This is a genomic window from Zhouia amylolytica (genome assembly GCF_900116365.1).
GTDB lineage: Bacteria > Bacteroidota > Bacteroidia > Flavobacteriales > Flavobacteriaceae > Zhouia > Zhouia amylolytica.
This window is the reverse complement of record NZ_FPAG01000002.1, coordinates 148,849-168,624: the sequence shown is the minus strand read 5'-3', so window position 1 is coordinate 168,624 and position 19,776 is coordinate 148,849. Positions and strand designations below refer to the sequence as shown.

Here is a 19,776-nt window from a genome sequence, read left to right as displayed (position 1 = left end):
TATGACTTAATAACAATATTTTATGGACATCTCTTTAGAAAAAGTAATGGACAATGCCAAAAAATGGCTTAGCAGTTCATTTGATGCTGATACGAAAAAAGAAGTACAGGATTTAATAAATAATAACCCTGAAGAACTTAAAGAACGATTTTATAAAGATCTTGAATTCGGAACCGGAGGAATGCGGGGGGTAATGGGTGTTGGAACTAATCGTATAAATAAATATACCCTGGGAAAAAACACACAGGGATTAAGCAATTACCTGAAAAAAGCATATCCCGAAGCTGCGCTTAAAGTGGCTATTGCCTACGATTGCCGACACAATAGTAATACACTTGCCAAAGTTGTAGCCGATGTTTTGTCTGCAAACGGGATAACCGTATACCTGTTTTCAGAATTACGCCCAACTCCCGAGCTTTCTTTTGCCGTTAAATATTTAGATTGTCAGTGTGGAATTGTATTAACAGCCTCACACAATCCACCCGAATATAACGGATATAAAGTTTATTGGACAGACGGAGGACAAATAGTACCTCCGCAAGATGGTGAAATAATTAATGAGATTAACTCACTCGATTTTACCGATATCAACTTTAATTCAAACGAAAGCTTAATTAAATTAATAGATAAAGACGTTGATGAAGCCTTCATCAATGCTTCCCTTGAAAATGGAAGCTTTAATGCCAAAGGAAAAGATCAGTTTAAAATTGTCTTCACCTCACTTCACGGAACCTCAATAACGACGGTTCCCGAAGTCCTAAAAAGAGCAGGATTTGATGTTCATATTGTTGAAGAACAAGCAAAACCGGATGGTAACTTCCCTACTGTTCAATCTCCAAACCCTGAAGAACCTGAAGCCTTGACAATGGCACTTAAAATGGCCGATGAAATAGATGCTGACATGGTCGTTGGTACCGATCCGGACTGTGATCGTCTGGGCATCGCGGTTAGAGACCTCCACGGTAAAATGATTTTACTTAACGGTAATCAGACTATGGTGATGATGACTAAGTTTTTATTAGATCAATGGAAAAGGAAAGATCAAATAAAAGGTAACGAATTTATAGCCTCAACAATCGTATCTACGCCAATGATGAATGAACTGGCAAATGCTTACGGGGTAGAATACAAAATTGGACTTACCGGTTTTAAATGGATTGCTAAAATGATTAAAGACCATCCAGAACAACCATTCATTGGCGGTGGTGAAGAAAGTTTCGGATTTATGGTTGGTGATTTCGTTAGAGATAAAGATGCGGTAACCGCTACCCTACTCGCCTGTGAAATTGCTGCTGAAGCCAAAGCGAATAAAAGCTCCTTTTATAAAGACCTGCTACAGGCATACGTAGATTACGGTTTTTATAAAGAAAAGTTGATTTCAATTACGAAAAAAGGAATTAGTGGTGCAGAAGAAATTAAAAAAATGATGATCGATTTAAGAGAGAAACCTGTTCAATCTATAGATGGCTCTAAAGTTCTCAAAATTGAAGATTATAGCACTTCCATTTCATACAACCTACAATCCGGAGTTAAGGAATCTATTCAAATTCCAAAGTCTAATGTTCTAATATATTACACTGAAGACGGAACAAAAATAGCAGCCAGACCAAGTGGTACCGAGCCAAAGATCAAGTTTTATTTTAGTGTAAATAAGCCTTTAGAGTCAATAGACGACTTTGAAGCTACCCAGAATGAACTCGATAGCAAAATTGACCGTATTATTAAAGAACTGAACTTCAATTAATGGATTATTTCAAAAAAATACTAGGCTTTGCCAAACCTTACAAAAGGTATGCGTATTTAAACATCTTCTTTAATATCCTTTACGCGTTATTCGGAACATTGTCATTTGTAGCATTGGTTCCAGTATTAAAAGTAATTTTTAGTGATAAAAAAGAAGTATATACCAAACCCGTATATGAAGGACTCGGATCTTTAAAAGATTATACCCAAGATTACCTGAATTATGAGTTATCAACACTGATAACAACTTATGGCAGTTTTAAAGTTCTGATGCTAATGGTCGGCATCATCATTTCTTTATTTTTATTAAAAAACATATCGAATTACATGGCGATGTACTACATTACATTTTTACGTAATGGAGTTTTAAAAGATATCCGTAATGCCATGTACAACAAGGTTGTTGCGCTACCGCTTTCGTTTTATTCAGAAAAGAGAAAAGGTGACACTATTTCAAAAATAAGCGCAGATGTAGAAGAGGTAAGAAACTCACTATTATCTGTACTGGAAATGATTGTACGAGAGCCCTTAACGATATTATTCTCGTTAATTGCCATGTTTGTTTTTAGCATGAAATTAACCTTATTTGTGTTCGTATTTATTCCAATATCTGGATTTCTAATTTCTAAAATTGGTAAATCTCTTAAAAAGAAATCCGTAAAAGTACAGCAAGAACAAGGTATATTTCTTTCCATCCTTGAAGAAACAATGTCGGGACTAAGAATCATTAAGGCATTTAACGCAGAAGATGCTTTTCAAAAAAAGTTTGAAGCTTCCAATGAGCGATATTACCGATTCTCAAACTCCGTTTTGAACCGACAGAATCTAGCTTCTCCAATGAGTGAACTTATGGGAATCATCGTTATCGGCATATTATTGGTATATGGTGGATATCTGGTTTTCATTGACGATAGTATGGAAGCAAGTTTTTTTATAGGATATATCACTCTTGCTTATAATATACTCACACCGGCAAAAGGAATTTCGAAGGCAAGCTATAGCTTAAAAAGAGGTAACGGCGCAGCAGAAAGGATTCTGGAACTATTAAACACCGAAAATCCCATTAAGGACGCTCCTGATGCCATTGTTAAAAACAGTTTCGAAAAAGAAATACGTATTAACAATATATCGTTCAAATATGAAAACGATTATGTCCTTAAAAACTTTTCTGCAACGATTCCTAAAGGTAAAACTATTGCCTTGGTTGGTCAATCCGGTAGCGGAAAAAGCACTATAGCCAACCTTATTACACGATTTTATGATATCGATGAAGGAAGTATCGAAATTGATAATATCAACATCAAACAAATAACCAAGCATTCCTTACACTCTTTAATGGGAGTTGTTTCTCAGGACTCTATTCTTTTTAATGATACGGTAGCCAACAATATAAAACTAGGAAAGCCGGATGCTACCGATGACGAAATATTAGAAGCAGCCAAAATTGCGAATGCGTATGAATTCATAAAAGATTTGCCAAATGGTTTTGATACAAACGTAGGAGATGCGGGTGGAAAACTAAGTGGCGGACAGAAACAACGTTTATCGATTGCCCGGGCAGTTTTGAAGAACCCCCCTATTATGATTCTCGACGAGGCTACTTCTGCCCTGGATACTGAAAGCGAAAAACTTGTTCAAAAGGCTCTGGAAAACATGATGTTGAACAGAACTTCTGTGGTTATTGCCCATAGACTATCTACTATACAAAACGCTGATCAAATTATTGTTATGCAGAAAGGAGAAATTGTAGAGCAAGGAACACACAATGAATTGCTCAACCTAAAAGGAACCTACAGAAAATTGGTTGAAATGCAATCCTTTGAATAAAAATAAAAAAGGATGTAACCTTTGAAAGCTACATCCTAACCAAAATAATGCAATATAATATAGTGGTATTTGGGGTCTAGGTTGTTTATTAACAATACTAAAATATAAAAAATATGTATTTCATCGTGAGAAAAATACCGTTTTTCGATGAAATGCATAGTTTTCAACAAGTTATTAACAATTACACACACATTTTAAACGCTAAAATATTTTCAGAGTCTAAGAAGAAAAATTAAGGTAATTTGACACAGGAATCTGTTTTTATCGAACAACTTAAAAATAAGAAAACGCAACAACATGCGTTCAGAGACCTTATTACCCAAAATAAACAACGCCTATACTGGCATATTCGTAGAATCGTTTTAAATCATGATGATGCTGATGACGTGTTACAAAATACCTTTATTAAAGCGTATAGAAATATCGACAACTTTAAAGGCGACAGTTCGATTTATACTTGGCTATACCGAATAGCAACTAACGAATCAATTACACTCCTGAACAGTAAAGCCAAAAAACTAAACATTACCAACGAAGAACTTCAGGAATCTATAGTAAATAACCTGGAAGCTGACATCTATTTTGATGGTAGTGAAATAGAACTCAAATTACAAAGAGCAATTGCCACACTTCCGGAAAAACAGCGTCTTGTTTTTAACATGAAATATTACGATAGTTTAAAATACGATGACATTTCTGAAATTTTAGGAACCTCTGTAGGAGCTCTAAAAGCATCCTATCATCATGCCGTTAAGAAAATTGAAGAATTTTTAACCAGTGATTAAACTTTTTAATAAATAAAAAGTCAAACAAACGTGTTGAGAAAGAACAATTTACATAAAGCCAATAACTTCAAGATCCCTAAAGGGTATTTTGACAACCTTGAAGATGATATTTTAGATAAAATATCAACTCAGGAGTGTCATATCCCCCGGACTAATAGTTTTAAAACACCTAAAGGCTATTTTAACAATATTGAAGATCGGGTGGAAACACAATTACCATCTGATAAAAGTATTATTTCTCTTTACCAGCGTAACAAAACCCGATTTATTACGGTGGCTAGCATAGCTGCTGTTTTTATATTGGTTCTTAGTATCATTAATCCTTTCGCCCCAAAAACAAGTATGGAAAATATACCCGTAACTGAGGTGGAAGAATATATCAACACGAACTATACCAGTTTATTCAGTTTAGATATTGAAGATTATTTTTCTTCCGAAGAAGAAATTGATCAGGTTCAAATACTAAACAACACAATAACGGAAGAAGAATTAATTGAATACTTAAATGAAAATATAGATCCTTACGAGGAGCTAACCATAACCCAATAAAATGAAAAAGTTATTTACATTATTTGCTATATGTTTCTTTGTATCAGTGCTTCAGGCACAAGAAAGTAAACATGAAAAAATCAAAGCACTTAAAGTAGCCTTCATAACCGAAAAACTTGCTCTTACAACCCAAGAGGCAGAAAGCTTTTGGCCTATTTACAACTCATATGACGAAACCATGCATAAATTGAAGTATGAAGAAATGGGTAAAATAAAAAAAACTTTAAAAGAAACTCCGCTGGAGGACCTATCTGAATCTAAAGCCAAAAAAATGTATCAGGAATGGCTATCTCTGGAAAACCATATGTGTTCCAACAGAAGAAATATGCTAACCAAGCTGGAGGCTGTATTACCTTACAGCAAAATAATGATGCTTCAAAGGGCAGAATGGGAATTTCACCGAAAACTGATCGATCAGTTAAGAAGTGAGAGACGAAAGGGTAAAGAGAGAAAAGAATAAAAAAAGCGGCATTTGCCGCTTTTTTTATTCTCTAAGGGTAAGCTTTGCTATTCTATTATTACCCGCTGCATAGGCAACAGAATCGTTTAAAAATCTTAGGGTATAAAAACTTTCATCGGAAAGATGTTTCCACGTTACACCGCCATCCTTACTATAATCTATACCTTTAAAGCCTAAGGCTACTATTTCTTTGGCCATCCCTCCTGGCACATACTGAACACACGATCTATATCCCGGTGCTTGACCGCTTGCTACTAATTTCCAGGTTTTGCCTCCATCATTGGTTACAGCCTTATTGGCAATAGAGTCATTTGGTTCTTTAAAACTTCCGCCTATAACGATCCCATTAGTATCATCATAAAAATCAACAGAATAGATACCTTTAGCATCTCCAGTTACAATTGGCGTATCAAAAACCTCCCATGTTTCACCTTTATCAGGAGAATACAAAACCCTGCTCTTTGTACCTCCAGTAACAATCCAGGTTTTATCACCAACCACCTTAATATTGGTATCACTGGCAGCAAATGCAGCCTCTCCCTCTGCTGCCGTTGGTAGAATATCACAGGTTAACTTTCTCCATGTTTTGCCTCCATCACGAGTGATTATTATCGAAATACAATCTTCGACAGGATCCCCCATCGCAATTCCCTCCAAATCATTCCAAAATGTCATACTATCATAAAACACTTTTTCGTGCTCCTCCTTATACACCAAATCTAATTGACCGTTATCTCCGGTTTTTATTAGAATTGCTGGATTTGCTATAGACAACATATAAAAGTCAGAAGAGGTGCTGGCAACTGCTCTAAATTCAATATCCAATGAATCAAATTCAACCGTTGATGTTCTGGTCGTCTTTGAATCTGTGTTATAAATTCCATAGGTGTTCTTCGAACCTGCAAATGCCAGATTTCCTTGCATAATGGTGATTGCGCGAATACTTAATTCCCCATCATAAATTTCAACAATATCAACCTCAGAAATATCACGAGCTACATAATCTGCTTCTTTTTCAGGTGTGTCTTTAATTTCGTCAATTTCCTCTGTCTCTTCTTCTTTTACCTCTTCCTTTTCCTTTTGTAATTGCTTACAAGAAACTACCAGCATAAGTAATACCAGCGGTAAGAGCATAAGTTTTTTCATCTGTTTCATTTTTATTAATTTATAGAGTTCTTTTTAAACCGAATTTTACACCTGGGTAACTAAAACTTATTTTAATATAACTTTTATAAATGAGTTTAATCAAAAATAATACATTCAACGTAAAACCCTACCTTTGTCGCGCAATTAAATACTTATGAGATTACATAGAAATTTGGTTTTTGCGGTAATTGATGGACTCCATCTCATTTTTAATGAAAATGAATATGCCGACAAAGTTGTTGAGAAACTCTTAAAGAGAGATAAACGATGGGGGGCGCGAGATCGCGGCTTTATAGCCGAAACAGTATACGAAATTGTTCGCTGGAAACGTTTGTATGCAGAAATAGCTGAAGTTAAAGAACCATATCGCCGAGATAACCTTTGGCGAATTTTTGCCGTTTGGGCGGTATTAAGAGGAATTCAGCTACCTGATTGGAAGCAATTAACAGGCACACCTGCCCGTAGAATTAAAGGTAAATTCGATGAGCTTTCTAAAACAAGAAAATTTAGAGAATCGATCCCCGATTGGCTGGATGATTTAGGGACACAGGAATTAGGAAGTGAACTCTGGACTAAAGAAATAGCCGCCTTAAATGAACAAGCAACAGTTATTCTAAGAGTAAACACCCTGAAAACCAACAAAGAAAAACTACAAGGAATTCTATTTGATAATGATATAGAGACCATATCCATCAAAGGGTATCCAGATGCATTGCAACTTAAAGAGCGTGCGAATGTTTTTACCACTCAAGCTTTTAAGGATGGTCTTTTTGAAGTTCAGGATGCTTCTTCGCAGCTGGTCTCAAGTTTTTTAGACGTAAGCCCGGGTATGCGCGTTGCAGATGCATGTGCAGGCGCAGGAGGAAAGTCTCTCCATTTAGCGGCCCTTATGGAAAATAAAGGACAAGTGATTTCGATGGATATCTATGGCAACAAACTCAAAGAATTAAAACGAAGAGCTAAACGAAACAGTGCTCATAATATCGAAACAAGAGAAATTGACTCCACAAAAGTTATTAAAAAACTTCATGGTAAAATGGACCGTGTGCTCATCGATGCCCCATGTAGTGGATTAGGAGTTCTTCGCCGAAATCCGGATGCCAAATGGAAATTACAACCCGATTTTATAGAAGATATTAAAGAAACCCAAAAGCAAATCTTACAGGATTATTCTAAAATGGTAAAACCCGGTGGCAAAATGGTCTATGCTACTTGCTCCATTTTACCATCAGAAAATCAGGAACAGGTAGAAACGTTCTTAAAATCAGATTCTGGTACCGATTTTAAGCTAATAGAAGACAAAAAAATATTGGCGCATCAATCAGGTTTTGACGGATTTTACATGGCGCTGTTAGAACGAAAAGCATAACAACACCTTAATTTTAAAAATCCCGCTTTTTGCGGGATTTTTTATTGCGGTTATTTTCTTATAAATGGTTAAATTTGCGCTTTAAATAACAACACAACAAACATCATTTTTATGATCCTTTTCTTCGGTAATCCAAAAACCAAAGTTTACGCAGTTCAAACCGACAGTGAACTAAATTCAGAAGACATCTCAAAATTAGTTTGGCTATTCGGTAATCAATCACAAATTGCATCACAAAACATTGATGCTTACTTCATTGGCCCAAGAGCTGCCATGATTACGCCTTGGAGTACCAACGCGGTCGAGATCACTCAGAATATGGGTATTTCCGGTATCAAAAGAATTGAAGAATATTTTGCTTCTACGGAAGGTGACAAAGATTATGATCCGATGCTTTCTCAAAAATACATAGCACTAGATCAAAACATATTCACCATTGATATTGAACCAGATCCAATAATTGAGATTGAAGACATTGCTGCCTACAACATTAAGGAAGGATTAGCTTTAAGTGATGAAGAGATTGAATATCTGAATAAACTTTCTGCGAAACTGGAAAGAAAGCTTACGGACTCAGAAGTTTTTGGATTTTCTCAAGTAAATTCAGAACATTGTCGCCATAAAATTTTCAATGGAACCTTTGTAATTGATGGTGAAGAGAAACCTTCTTCGCTCTTCAAATTAATTAGAAAAACATCTGAAACCCATCCTAATGATATTGTATCTGCATATAAAGACAATGTAGCGTTTATTAAAGGACCGAAAGTGCAACAGTTCGCTCCAAAGAGTGCTGATAAACCTGATTTTTATCAAGTAAAAGACTATGATTCGGTTATCTCTCTAAAAGCAGAAACACATAACTTCCCTACTACTGTAGAACCATTTAATGGTGCAGCAACAGGTAGTGGTGGTGAAATCCGGGATCGTTTGGCAGGTGGTAAAGGATCATTACCTCTAGCTGGAACGGCAGTTTACATGACTTCCTACTCCAGATTAGAGGAGAACCGTCCTTGGGAACAAGCAATGAATGAGCGTAAATGGTTATATCAAACACCTATGGACATTTTAATCAAAGCTTCCAATGGAGCTTCTGATTTTGGAAATAAGTTCGGACAACCGTTAATTACAGGATCCGTTTTAACCTTTGAGCATGAGGAGGAAGCGAGAAAACTTGGATTTGATAAAGTAATTATGCTCGCCGGTGGTATTGGATACGGTAAAGAAAATCAATCCATAAAAGCTACACCTGAAAAAGGAGATAAAATAGTCATCCTGGGTGGCGAAAACTACCGCATTGGTATGGGAGGAGCAGCTGTCTCGTCGGCTGACACCGGTGAATTTGAAAGCGGTATCGAATTAAATGCTGTTCAACGGTCAAACCCAGAAATGCAAAAACGTGCCGCCAACGCTATTCGTGGAATGGTAGAAAGTGATGAAAATGATATTGTTTCCATTCACGACCACGGAGCTGGTGGACACCTTAACTGTTTATCTGAACTCGTTGAAGAAACAGGTGGAAAAATTGATCTTGACAAACTTCCCGTTGGAGATCCTACATTATCAGCCAAAGAAATTATTGGAAATGAGAGTCAGGAACGTATGGGATTAGTTATCTCTCAAGAAAAAATAGATAAATTAAAAAAGATCGCAGATCGTGAACGTTCCCCTATGTATGAGGTAGGTAATGTAACCGGCGATCATAGATTTACATTTGAATCTTCATCTAATGGTGATAAGCCTATGGATTTTGAACTTTCTGATATGTTTGGAAGTTCACCAAAAACCATTATGAATGACACAAATATTAAACGTAATTATAAAGATCCAGATTATACCACTGAAAAAGTGGAAAAATATCTTCAACAGGTTTTACAGTTAGAAGCTGTTGCCTGTAAAGACTGGTTAACAAATAAAGTAGACCGTTGTGTAGGTGGTCGTGTTGCCAAACAGCAATGTGCTGGTCCACTGCAATTACCTCTTAACAACTGCGGTGTTATGGCCCTGGACTTTCAGGGTAAAGAAGGAATTGCTACCTCAATAGGCCACTCCCCTGTTTCTGCCCTGGTAGACCCGGTTGCAGGTAGTAGAAATTCTATTGCAGAGTCATTAACCAATATTGTTTGGGCTCCATTAAAAGATGGACTAAAAAGCATATCGCTTTCAGCTAACTGGATGTGGCCATGCAAAAATGAAGGAGAGGATGCTCGCCTTTATGATGCTGTTGAAGGTTGTTCAGACTTTGCAATCGAACTGGGAATTAATATTCCAACAGGAAAAGACTCCCTCTCAATGAAACAAAAATATCCAAATGAGGAAGTCATAGCCCCGGGGACTGTTATTATTTCTGCAGCTGCGAATTGCAACGATATTAATAAAGTAGTTGAGCCAGTTTTGAAGAAAGACGGTGGAAACATCTATTATATTAATCTATCGCAAGATAATTTTAAATTAGGAGGTTCTTCTTTCAATCAGATCTTAAATGTAATTGGTAAAGAAACACCAACCATAAAAGATGCTGCCAAATTTAAAACCATCTTCAATACGATACAAAAATTAATCAAAGAAGATAGCATTAAGGCCGGACATGATGTTGCCAGCGGAGGACTTATAACTACCTTATTAGAATTATGTTTCGCGGATAACAATCTGGGAGCAAAACTAGATTTAAGTGTGCTGGGGAATTCAGACTCAATTCAAGTGCTATTCTCAGAAAATGCAGGTATTGTATTCCAGGCTCAGTCATCTGTAGAAGACACCCTGCGTGACAATGGAATAGAATTCTTCAACATAGGGAATGCTAATGAATCTGGTATAGTTGACATAATCAATAATGAGGATTCTTTTAGCTTCAATGTTTCGGAATACAGAGATATATGGTACAAAACCTCTTATCTGTTAGATCAAAAACAAACGGCAAATAACCTTGCTAAAGATCGATTTGACAATTATAAAAATCAAGCGCTACAATACGATTTCCCTGATAATTTTACTGGAAAATTAAGTGATGTAGTTCAGTTGTCAGGTCAAACCCATTCCAGACCTAAAGCTGCAATCCTAAGAGAAAAAGGTAGTAATTCTGAACGCGAAATGGCAAATGCTATGTATTTGGCCGGTTTTGATGTCAAGGATGTTCACATGACCGATTTAATCTCAGGTCGCGAAACTCTGGAAGATGTTCAGTTTATTGGAGCTGTTGGTGGATTTTCAAATTCTGATGTTCTGGGAAGTGCCAAAGGATGGGCTGGTGCATTCTTATACAACGAAAAAGCAAATAATGCACTTAAGAAATTCTTCGATAGAGAGGACACCCTATCTGTAGGTATTTGTAACGGTTGTCAGCTGTTCATGGAATTGGAAGTTATTAACCCTGAACATGAGGTTCACGGAAAAATGACATACAACGATTCTCATAAACACGAAAGTTCATTCACCTCTGTTAAAGTTCAGGAGAATAATTCTGTTATGCTCTCTTCTTTAACAGGAACAACTCTTGGAGTATGGATTTCTCATGGAGAAGGTAAATTCCAATTGCCACTTTCAGAAGATCAATATAATATAGTTGCAAAATACGGATACGAAGGGTATCCTTCTAACCCTAATGGCTCAGATTATAACACTGCCATGCTTTGTGATAAAACGGGAAGACATTTAGTTACGATGCCTCACATTGAACGATCCATATTCCAATGGAACTGGGCTAATTACCCTGATGGCCGCAAAGATGAAGTTTCACCATGGTTAGAAGCCTTTGTAAATGCAAGAAAATGGCTTGAAAACAAATAAATTAAAAATATAGAATGTTAAATATTAAGGAGTTGCTAATAAGTAACTCCTTTTTTTATGACATCTATTGAAATTAAAGGGCATTTTTTATATTTTGCAATTCTCTTAATCTCATATAGATATGAATAAAGTTACCCGATTGTTTGACATTCCTTATTTTCAACTAGAAAAATTCAATTTAGAAGATGCTTTGGTTTCAAAGCATAATAACAATTGGGTAAAAACTTCTTCACAGGAATACATAGACAATGCCAATAAAATCAGTAGAGCATTATTAAGAATGGGTGTAAATGCCAATGATAAAATAGCAATTATCTCTTCTACAAATCGAACTGAATGGCATATAATGGATATTGGTATTTTACAAACAGGAGCTCAAAACGTCCCGATTTACCCTACCATTTCAGAGGAGGATTATGAATATGTTTTAAATCACTCTGAGTCAATATACTGCTTTGTTTCGGACGAAGAGGTGCTTACCAAGGTTCGGGCCATACAAAATAATGTTCCTAGCCTAAAAGAAGTTTACAGCTTCAATCATATTGAAGGATGTAAACATTGGAGTGAAGTTTTAGAGCTAGGAGAAGATGACAGCAATCAAAGTGATGTTGAAGCTTGTAAAGACAAAGTTCAGCCAGATGATTTAGCTACCCTTATTTATACCTCAGGAACTACAGGTAGACCCAAAGGAGTAATGCTCACGCATCGAAATATTGTCTCAAATGTGGTTGATAGTGAAGAACGCGTTCCTTTAGACGCTAAAGATAAAGCATTAAGCTTTTTACCAATCTGTCATATCTTTGAAAGAATGGTTGTTTACTTATACCAATATTGTGGTATTCGCATCCACTTTGCAGAATCTATCGATAAAATAAGTGAGAATTTAAAAGAGGTTCAACCTCATGTCATGACCGTTGTACCGAGACTCACCGAAAAAGTTTTCGACAAAATCTATGCAAAGGGATCGGAGTTAAGTGGAATAAAAAAGAAACTATTCTTTTGGGCATTGGAATTAGGAGAAGAGTTTGAACCCTATGGTGATAACGGATGGTGGTATGAAAAAAAATTAAGTATTGCGAGAAAGCTCATTTTTAGCAAATGGCAGGAAGGATTAGGCGGACATCTTAAAATAATGGTATCCGGAAGTGCTGCGCTTCAACCAAGACTAGCTCGAATATTTGCAGCTGCAGGGATCCCGATTATGGAAGGTTATGGCCTTACAGAAACCTCACCGGTAATAGCTGTCAATGATCAACGTAACCGAGGATGGAAAATTGGAACTGTTGGTAAAATGCTTCCGAATGTCGATGTGAAAATAGCAGATGATGGAGAAATTCTGTGTAAAGGACCTAATGTAATGGCTGGCTATTATAAAGACCCTGAAAAAACAGCTAGCGTAATGACCGACGGTTATTTTCATACCGGCGATATCGGAGAAATTGATGAAGAAGGCTTCCTGAAAATTACGGATCGTAAAAAAGAAATGTTTAAAACTTCCGGAGGGAAGTACGTTGCTCCTCAACTCATTGAAAATGAAATGAAGCAATCTCGTTTTATAGAACAAATAATGGTTGTAGGTGAAGGTGAGAAAATGCCGGGGGCCCTAATCCAGCCAAATTTTGAATTTGTGGAAGAATGGGCCAGACGTCATAACGTTGATCTGGGAAATAGCCTCGAAGCTATCAGTAAAAATGAGGCTTTAATAGAACGCATTCAAGAAGAAGTTGATGTATTTAACACACACTTTGGTAAATGGGAGCGCGTCAAAGTATTTAAATTAACTCCTGATGTATGGAGTATCGAAGCTGGGCATCTTACGCCTACCATGAAACTTAAAAGGAAAGTAATTAAAGAAAAGTACATGGATCTTTACAATGAGATCTATGGACGTTAACCAACACTTATATATAACTCCTCTTTTTTAAGAGGAGTTTTTTGTATCGTTTACTTCAGATCATTAACACAATTTTATTTTTATTTATTATGCATGCATAGTATTTTTTATTATATTTGAGGAATGCATAACTAAAATAAATGAAAGATAAAACGATAGATTATGCCTTAAGGGCAACTTGGCAAGCTGTGGCCAGAATGTATAATGAAGAAGCAGCAAAATTCGACACCACAATGGCTACAGGCTTTACCCTGTTAAGTGTTGACCCTGAAAAAGGAACCCCTTCTACTTCCTTAGGACCTAAAATGGGTATGGAATCAACAAGTTTATCCCGTATCCTGAAAAACATGGAAGAGAAAGGTCTTATTCGTCGTAAACCCAATCCGGATGATGGTAGAAGCGTATTAATTTGCTTAACTCCTTTCGGGAAAGAAAAAAGAGAGATCTCCAAAGCTGTAGTGTTAAGGTTTAATGATGTCGTTAAATCAGCAGTAACAGAAGAACAACTAGACGGCTTTTTTAGTGTAATGGAAGTAATTAATGAACTCATTACTGAAAAAAAAGTTTACACCAAAGAAATTAAAACAGATCAATCATAAGAGGCCATTACATCATAATTAAGATATAATGGCCTTGTCATCTTTAAACTATAAAAACGAAAACATGACACGAAGAATTAATAAAGTTGCTGTAATTGGCTCCGGAATAATGGGGAGTGGAATTGCATGTCACTTTGCCAACATTGGCGTTGAGGTTTTGTTATTAGATATTGTTCCCCGTGAACTTAATGAAAAGGAAAAAGCAAAAGGTTTAACATTAGAAAATACCACGGTACGAAACAGAATGGTAAATGATAATCTTGCCAATGCACTTAAGTCAAAACCGTCTCCAATTTATCATAAAAAGTTTGCCGATAGAATTCAAACTGGCAACCTTGAGGATGACTTAAAGAAAATTGCTGATGTAGACTGGATTATAGAAGTTGTAGTAGAACGGTTAGACATAAAAAAGAAGGTGTTTGAACAAATTGAGCAATATAGAACGCCTGGCACCCTGATTACTTCAAACACTTCTGGTATTCCCATTGCTTTTATGAATGAAGGAAGAAGTGAAGATTTCCAAAAACATTTTGCTGTTACCCACTTCTTCAACCCCCCGCGTTATTTAAAATTATTTGAAGTTGTTCCTGGTCCTGATTGTCATGAAGAAGTTACCGGGTTCCTGATGAAATATGGAGAAAAATTCCTTGGAAAAACTTCTGTCTTAGCCAAAGACACTCCTGCTTTTATCGGAAACCGAATTGGTATTTTTGGAATTCAAAGTTTATTCCATCAGGTAAAAGAATTAGGATTAACTGTAGAAGAAGTTGATAAATTAACTGGTCCTGTCATTGGAAGACCTAAATCTGCCACGTTTCGTACGGTTGATGTAGTTGGTCTTGACACCTTAGTACATGTGGCTAATGGGATTTATGAAAACTGTCCGGAAGATGAAGCACATGAGCTCTTTAAATTACCTGGCTTTATTCAATCCATGATGGATAACAAATGGTTAGGAAGTAAGACAGGACAAGGGTTTTACAAAAAAATTAAAGGAGACGACGGTCAAAGTGAAATTCTTTCTTTAGACTTAGACACGCTGGAGTACCGCAAAAAGAAAAAAGCTTCTTTTGCTACCCTAGAACTCACCAAAACGATAGATAAACCAATTGACAGATTTAAAGTACTGGTTGGAGGAAAAGACAAAGCCGGTGAATTCTACCGCAAAAATTTTGCTGCCCTTTTCGCCTATGTTCAAAACCGTATCCCCGAAATATCAGATGAATTATACCGAATCGACGATGCCATGAAAGCTGGTTTTGGATGGGAAAATGGACCATTCGAAATTTGGGATGCCATAGGTGTGGAAAAAGGAATAGAACTAATGAAAGCAGATGGTTATCAACCAGCTGAATGGGTAGAGGAAATGATAACCGGAGGGAATACTTCCTTCTACACTGTTAAAGACGGAGCCACATACTATTACGATATACCATCGAAACAGCACATAAAAAAACCTGGACAGGACGCTTTCATTATTCTGGATAACATCCGAAAATCTAACGAGGTTTTCAAAAATAGTGGTGTCGTTATTGAAGACTTAGGCGATGGAATTTTGAATTGTGAATTTCAATCCAAAATGAATACCATTGGAGGTGATGTCCTTGCAGGAATTAATAAAGCAATCGACCTTGCTGAAAAAGATTTTCAGGGACTGGTAGTTGGTAATCAGGGAGCCAACTTTTCTGTTGGAGCCAATATCGGAATGATCTTTATGATGGCGGTTGAACAAGAATACGATGAACTCAATATGGCCATCAAAATGTTCCAGGATACCATGATGCGAATGAGATACTCCTCTATCCCAACCATTTCTGCCCCACACGGAATGACATTAGGTGGTGGTTGTGAGCTCTCGCTACATGCCGATAAAATTGTTGCAGCAGCAGAAACCTATATCGGACTCGTTGAATTTGGTGTAGGTGTAATTCCTGGTGGGGGGGGATCAAAAGAAATGACCCTTAGAGCCTCTGACCTTTTTAGAAAAGACGATGTAGAATTAAATGTACTGAGAGAACATTTTCTAACGATAGGAATGGCTAAAGTTTCAACCTCAGCTTATGAAGCATATGACCTAAACATTCTTCAAAAAGGTAAAGATGTGGTGGTTGTTAATAAAGACAGGCAAATTGCCGAGGCAAAAAAACACGCACTATTGTTAGCTGAAGCAGGATACACAAAACCGATTCAACGAACAGATGTAAAAGTGCTCGGTAAACAAGCACTGGGAATGTTTTTGGTGGGTACCGACTCCATGAACGCCGGTAATTATATTTCTGATCACGATAAAAAAATCGCAAACAAATTAGCTTATGTAATGGCTGGTGGTGATCTATCAGAAGCGAGTTATGTATCAGAGCAATATTTATTAGATATCGAACGTGAAGCTTTCTTATCCCTTTGTACAGAAAGAAAAACTTTAGAGCGTATACAGCATATGTTAAAGACTGGAAAACCTTTACGTAACTAGAAAACAGCATAAAGAATTATAACAAAAAAGTCTATTTTCTATTCTCTTGAATCTAAAATTATAAAAATGAAAACAGCATATATAGTAAAAGCATATAGAACCGCAGTAGGAAAAGCTCCGAGAGGTTTGTTCCGTTTTAAACGTCCAGATGAATTAGCTGCGGAAACCATCCAATACATGATGGAAAAAGTTCCAGAACTTGATAAAAGTAGAATTGATGATGTCATCGTTGGTAATGCAATGCCTGAAGCCGAACAAGGACTTAATGTAGGACGATTAATTTCATTAATGGGATTAAAAACAGAAGAGGTTCCGGGAGTGACAGTGAATAGATATTGTGCCTCAGGCTTAGAGACAATTGGAATAGCGACCGCTAAAATACAGACAGGTATGGCCGATTGTATTATTGCAGGAGGTGCAGAAAGCATGAGCTTTATCCCAATGGGCGGTTACAAACCGGTACCGGATTATAAGTTAGCCAAAGAAGGACACGAAGACTATTATTGGGGCATGGGGTTAACCGCTGAAGCGGTTGCTAATGAGTACAATGTTTCCAGAGCCGATCAGGATGAATTCGCCTATAACTCACACCAAAAAGCGCTAAACGCCATTAAAGAAGGTAAATTTAAAGATCAAATTGTTCCAATCAATATCGAACAGGTTTACGTCGATGCCAATAATAAAAAAGCTACTAAAAATTATACAGTTGATACCGATGAAGGACCTCGGGCAGATACATCTGTTGAAGCGCTATCCAGGTTAAGGCCTGTGTTCGCTCAAGGAGGAAGTGTAACAGCGGGTAATTCCTCTCAAATGAGTGACGGTGCTGCTTTTGTATTAGTGATGAGTGAAAAAATGGTTAAAGAGTTAAATCTTGAACCTATTGCTCGTTTAGTTTCTTATGCACCTGTGGGGGTTGAACCACGTATAATGGGAATCGGACCAATAAAAGCCATTCCAAAAGCTATAGATCAGGCAGGACTTAAATTAAATGATATCGAACTGATTGAATTGAATGAAGCCTTTGCTTCACAATCATTAGCTGTTATAAGAGAACTCGGTCTGGATCCGGAGATTGTTAACGTGAATGGTGGCGCAATTTCCTTGGGGCATCCATTAGGATGTACCGGAGCCAAACTCTCTGTACAATTGTTTGATGAAATGAGAAGAAGAAAAAACAAATACGGTATTGTAACCATGTGTGTAGGTACCGGTCAGGGAGCAGCTGGAGTTTATGAATTTTTAAATTAATAAGTATTGAGATATGCGAAATGAGCAATGGAATTAATGTTCTCAACAAACAAAACTATCTTCTAACTAAAAACTTTTTAATAAAATGAGCACAGAATCTATAAACAAAAATTTAACTCGCGGTGGCGAATATATTGTGAAGGAAACAAAATCTGAAGATGTTTTTACACCAGAAGATTTTAATGAGGAGCAAAAAATGATGCGGGATTCAGTTATTGAATTTGTCGATCGTGAAATATGGCCAAATAAACCTCGTTTTGAAACTAAAGATTACGCCTTTACTGAAGAATTGATGCGCAAAACTGGGGAATTAGGACTTTTAGGGGTTTCAGTTCCTGAAGCCTATGGTGGCCTGGAAATGGGATTCGTTTCTACCATGTTAGTTTGTGACTACATTTCTGGTACCAGTGGATCTTTTAGTACCGCCTTTGGAGCGCATACTGGTATTGGCACAATGCCAATAACCCTCTACGGAACAGAGGAACAAAAACAAAAATACGTCCCTAAACTAGCTACAGGAGAATGGTTTGGAGCGTATTGCCTCACGGAACCGGGAGCCGGATCAGATGCCAATTCAGGGAAAACCAAAGCCGTCCTTTCCGAAGATGGTTCACATTACAATATCAGTGGTCAGAAAATGTGGATTTCCAATGCTGGTTTCGCTAACTTATTCATTGTTTTTGCCCGTATTGAAGATGATAAAAATATTACAGGTTTTATAGTAGAGAATGATCCTGAAAATGGCATCTCTTTCGGAGAAGAAGAACACAAACTAGGGATTCACTCCTCCTCTACCCGTCAGGTGTTTTTTAATGAGACGAAAGTTCCAGTTGAAAACATGTTATCTGAACGTGGAAACGGTTTTAAAATTGCGATGAACGCTCTAAACATTGGTAGAATCAAACTTGCTGCAGCTTGTTTGGATGCCCAGAGAAGAGTAATTACAGAGGCCGTTAAATATGCCAACGAACGAGTACAATTTAAAACACCTATTGCCAAATTTGGAGCCATTAAGCAAAAGTTAGCTAATATGGCAACGGCGGCTTATGTTGATGAATCTGCTTGTTATCGTGCCGCTAAAGATATCGAAGATCGTATTGCAATCCGTGAAGCAGAAGGAAATTCACATCAGGAGGCCGAATTGAAAGGGGTTGAAGAATATGCCATTGAGTGCTCCATTCTTAAAGTAGCGGTTTCAGAAGACGTTCAGGAATGTACCGATGAAGGTATTCAGATTTTTGGAGGAATGGGCTTTAGTGCAGACACTCCTATGGAGTCAGCATGGCGTGATGCTAGAATTTCAAGAATATATGAAGGTACAAATGAAATCAATAGAATGCTTACCGTTGGAATGCTCATTAAAAAAGCTATGAAAGGACAAGTAGATTTATTAGGTCCGGCGATGGCCGTAAAAGATGAGCTAATGGGAATTCCTTCATTTGATACTCCCGACTATTCTGAGCTGTTTGCTGAAGAAAAAGAAATTCTAAAAAAGCTTAAAAAAGCATTCCTGATGATTGCTGGAGCTGCTGTTCAAAAGTACGGTCAGGATTTAGAAGAACATCAGCAATTACTCATGGCTGCTGCAGACATAATGATTGAGATTTATATGGCTGAATCTGCTATTTTAAGAACAGAAAAAAATGCAAAACGATTTGGTGAAGATTCGCAGAAAAATCAAATTGCCATGTCTCAATTATATCTATTCAATGCAGTAGAAAAAATCAATTCTAAAGGGAAAGAAGCTATTATATCCTTTGCCGAAGGCGATGAGCAAAAAATGATGTTGATGGGACTTAAACGTTTTACAAAATACACCAATATGCCAAATATTGTAGCATTGCGAAATCAGGTTGCGGAAAAATTATCTGAAGAGAATGCGTATATCTTTTAAAAGCTG

The 19,776-nt window shown here is 36.9% G+C and carries 13 protein-coding genes; 12 read left to right on the top strand and 1 reads right to left on the bottom strand.

Going from position 1 to position 19,776, the window contains the following annotated elements:
• The first annotated feature begins 22 nt into the window (after positions 1-22).
• The 5 genes from BM361_RS03310 (at position 23) to BM361_RS03290 (ending at position 5,364) form a co-directional block, all read left to right on the top strand.
• Entirely contained in the window at positions 23-1,744 is a 1,722-nt protein-coding gene (locus BM361_RS03310; RefSeq protein WP_074976896.1) for a phospho-sugar mutase, read from the top strand.
• On the top strand, positions 1,744-3,570 hold the full coding sequence (locus tag BM361_RS03305) for an ABC transporter ATP-binding protein (RefSeq protein WP_074976894.1): 1,827 nt from the start codon (positions 1,744-1,746) through the stop codon (positions 3,568-3,570). The genes BM361_RS03310 and BM361_RS03305 overlap by 1 nt, the downstream gene beginning before the upstream one ends.
• 242 nt (positions 3,571-3,812) lie before the next feature.
• A complete protein-coding gene (locus BM361_RS03300; RefSeq protein WP_074976892.1) occupies positions 3,813-4,355 on the top strand; it encodes an RNA polymerase sigma factor in 543 nt (180 codons plus the stop codon).
• Between the two features lie 33 nt (positions 4,356-4,388).
• Positions 4,389-4,904 carry a hypothetical protein gene (locus BM361_RS03295; protein ID WP_074976890.1) on the top strand — a complete coding sequence of 172 codons (516 nt, stop codon included), beginning with the start codon at positions 4,389-4,391 and terminating at the stop codon, positions 4,902-4,904.
• A gap of 1 nt (position 4,905) precedes the next feature.
• Positions 4,906-5,364, top strand: coding sequence for a hypothetical protein (locus tag BM361_RS03290; RefSeq protein WP_038264813.1), 459 nt, complete (start codon positions 4,906-4,908; stop codon positions 5,362-5,364).
• A gap of 24 nt (positions 5,365-5,388) precedes the next feature.
• Here the strand turns inward: BM361_RS03290 and BM361_RS03285 are convergent, their stop codons facing one another.
• Entirely contained in the window at positions 5,389-6,510 is a 1,122-nt protein-coding gene (locus BM361_RS03285) for a WD40/YVTN/BNR-like repeat-containing protein (protein ID WP_038265510.1), read from the bottom strand.
• 154 nt (positions 6,511-6,664) lie between these two features.
• On the opposite strand from BM361_RS03285, the gene BM361_RS03280 reads away from it, so the two are divergent.
• The 7 genes from BM361_RS03280 (at position 6,665) to BM361_RS03250 (ending at position 19,770) form a co-directional block, all read left to right on the top strand.
• Complete coding sequence (locus BM361_RS03280; protein WP_038264816.1) at positions 6,665-7,879, top strand: RsmB/NOP family class I SAM-dependent RNA methyltransferase; 1,215 nt, start codon at positions 6,665-6,667, stop codon at positions 7,877-7,879.
• Between the two features lie 111 nt (positions 7,880-7,990).
• Positions 7,991-11,662 carry a phosphoribosylformylglycinamidine synthase gene (gene purL / locus BM361_RS03275; protein WP_074976888.1) on the top strand — a complete coding sequence of 1,224 codons (3,672 nt, stop codon included), beginning with the start codon at positions 7,991-7,993 and terminating at the stop codon, positions 11,660-11,662.
• Between the two features lie 121 nt (positions 11,663-11,783).
• Positions 11,784-13,556: an AMP-dependent synthetase/ligase gene (locus BM361_RS03270; RefSeq protein WP_074976887.1), complete on the top strand. Its 1,773-nt coding sequence runs from the start codon at positions 11,784-11,786 to the stop codon at positions 13,554-13,556.
• A 140-nt stretch (positions 13,557-13,696) separates the two neighbouring features.
• Positions 13,697-14,155: a MarR family winged helix-turn-helix transcriptional regulator gene (locus BM361_RS03265; protein ID WP_038264825.1), complete on the top strand. Its 459-nt coding sequence runs from the start codon at positions 13,697-13,699 to the stop codon at positions 14,153-14,155.
• Positions 14,156-14,219: 64 nt separating this feature from the next.
• Entirely contained in the window at positions 14,220-16,625 is a 2,406-nt protein-coding gene (locus tag BM361_RS03260; protein WP_074976885.1) for a 3-hydroxyacyl-CoA dehydrogenase/enoyl-CoA hydratase family protein, read from the top strand.
• 66 nt (positions 16,626-16,691) lie between these two features.
• Complete coding sequence (locus BM361_RS03255; RefSeq protein WP_038264828.1) at positions 16,692-17,876, top strand: acetyl-CoA C-acyltransferase; 1,185 nt, start codon at positions 16,692-16,694, stop codon at positions 17,874-17,876.
• A gap of 85 nt (positions 17,877-17,961) precedes the next feature.
• A complete protein-coding gene (locus BM361_RS03250) occupies positions 17,962-19,770 on the top strand; it encodes an acyl-CoA dehydrogenase family protein (RefSeq protein ID WP_074976883.1) in 1,809 nt (602 codons plus the stop codon).
• Positions 19,771-19,776: the final 6 nt, after the last annotated feature.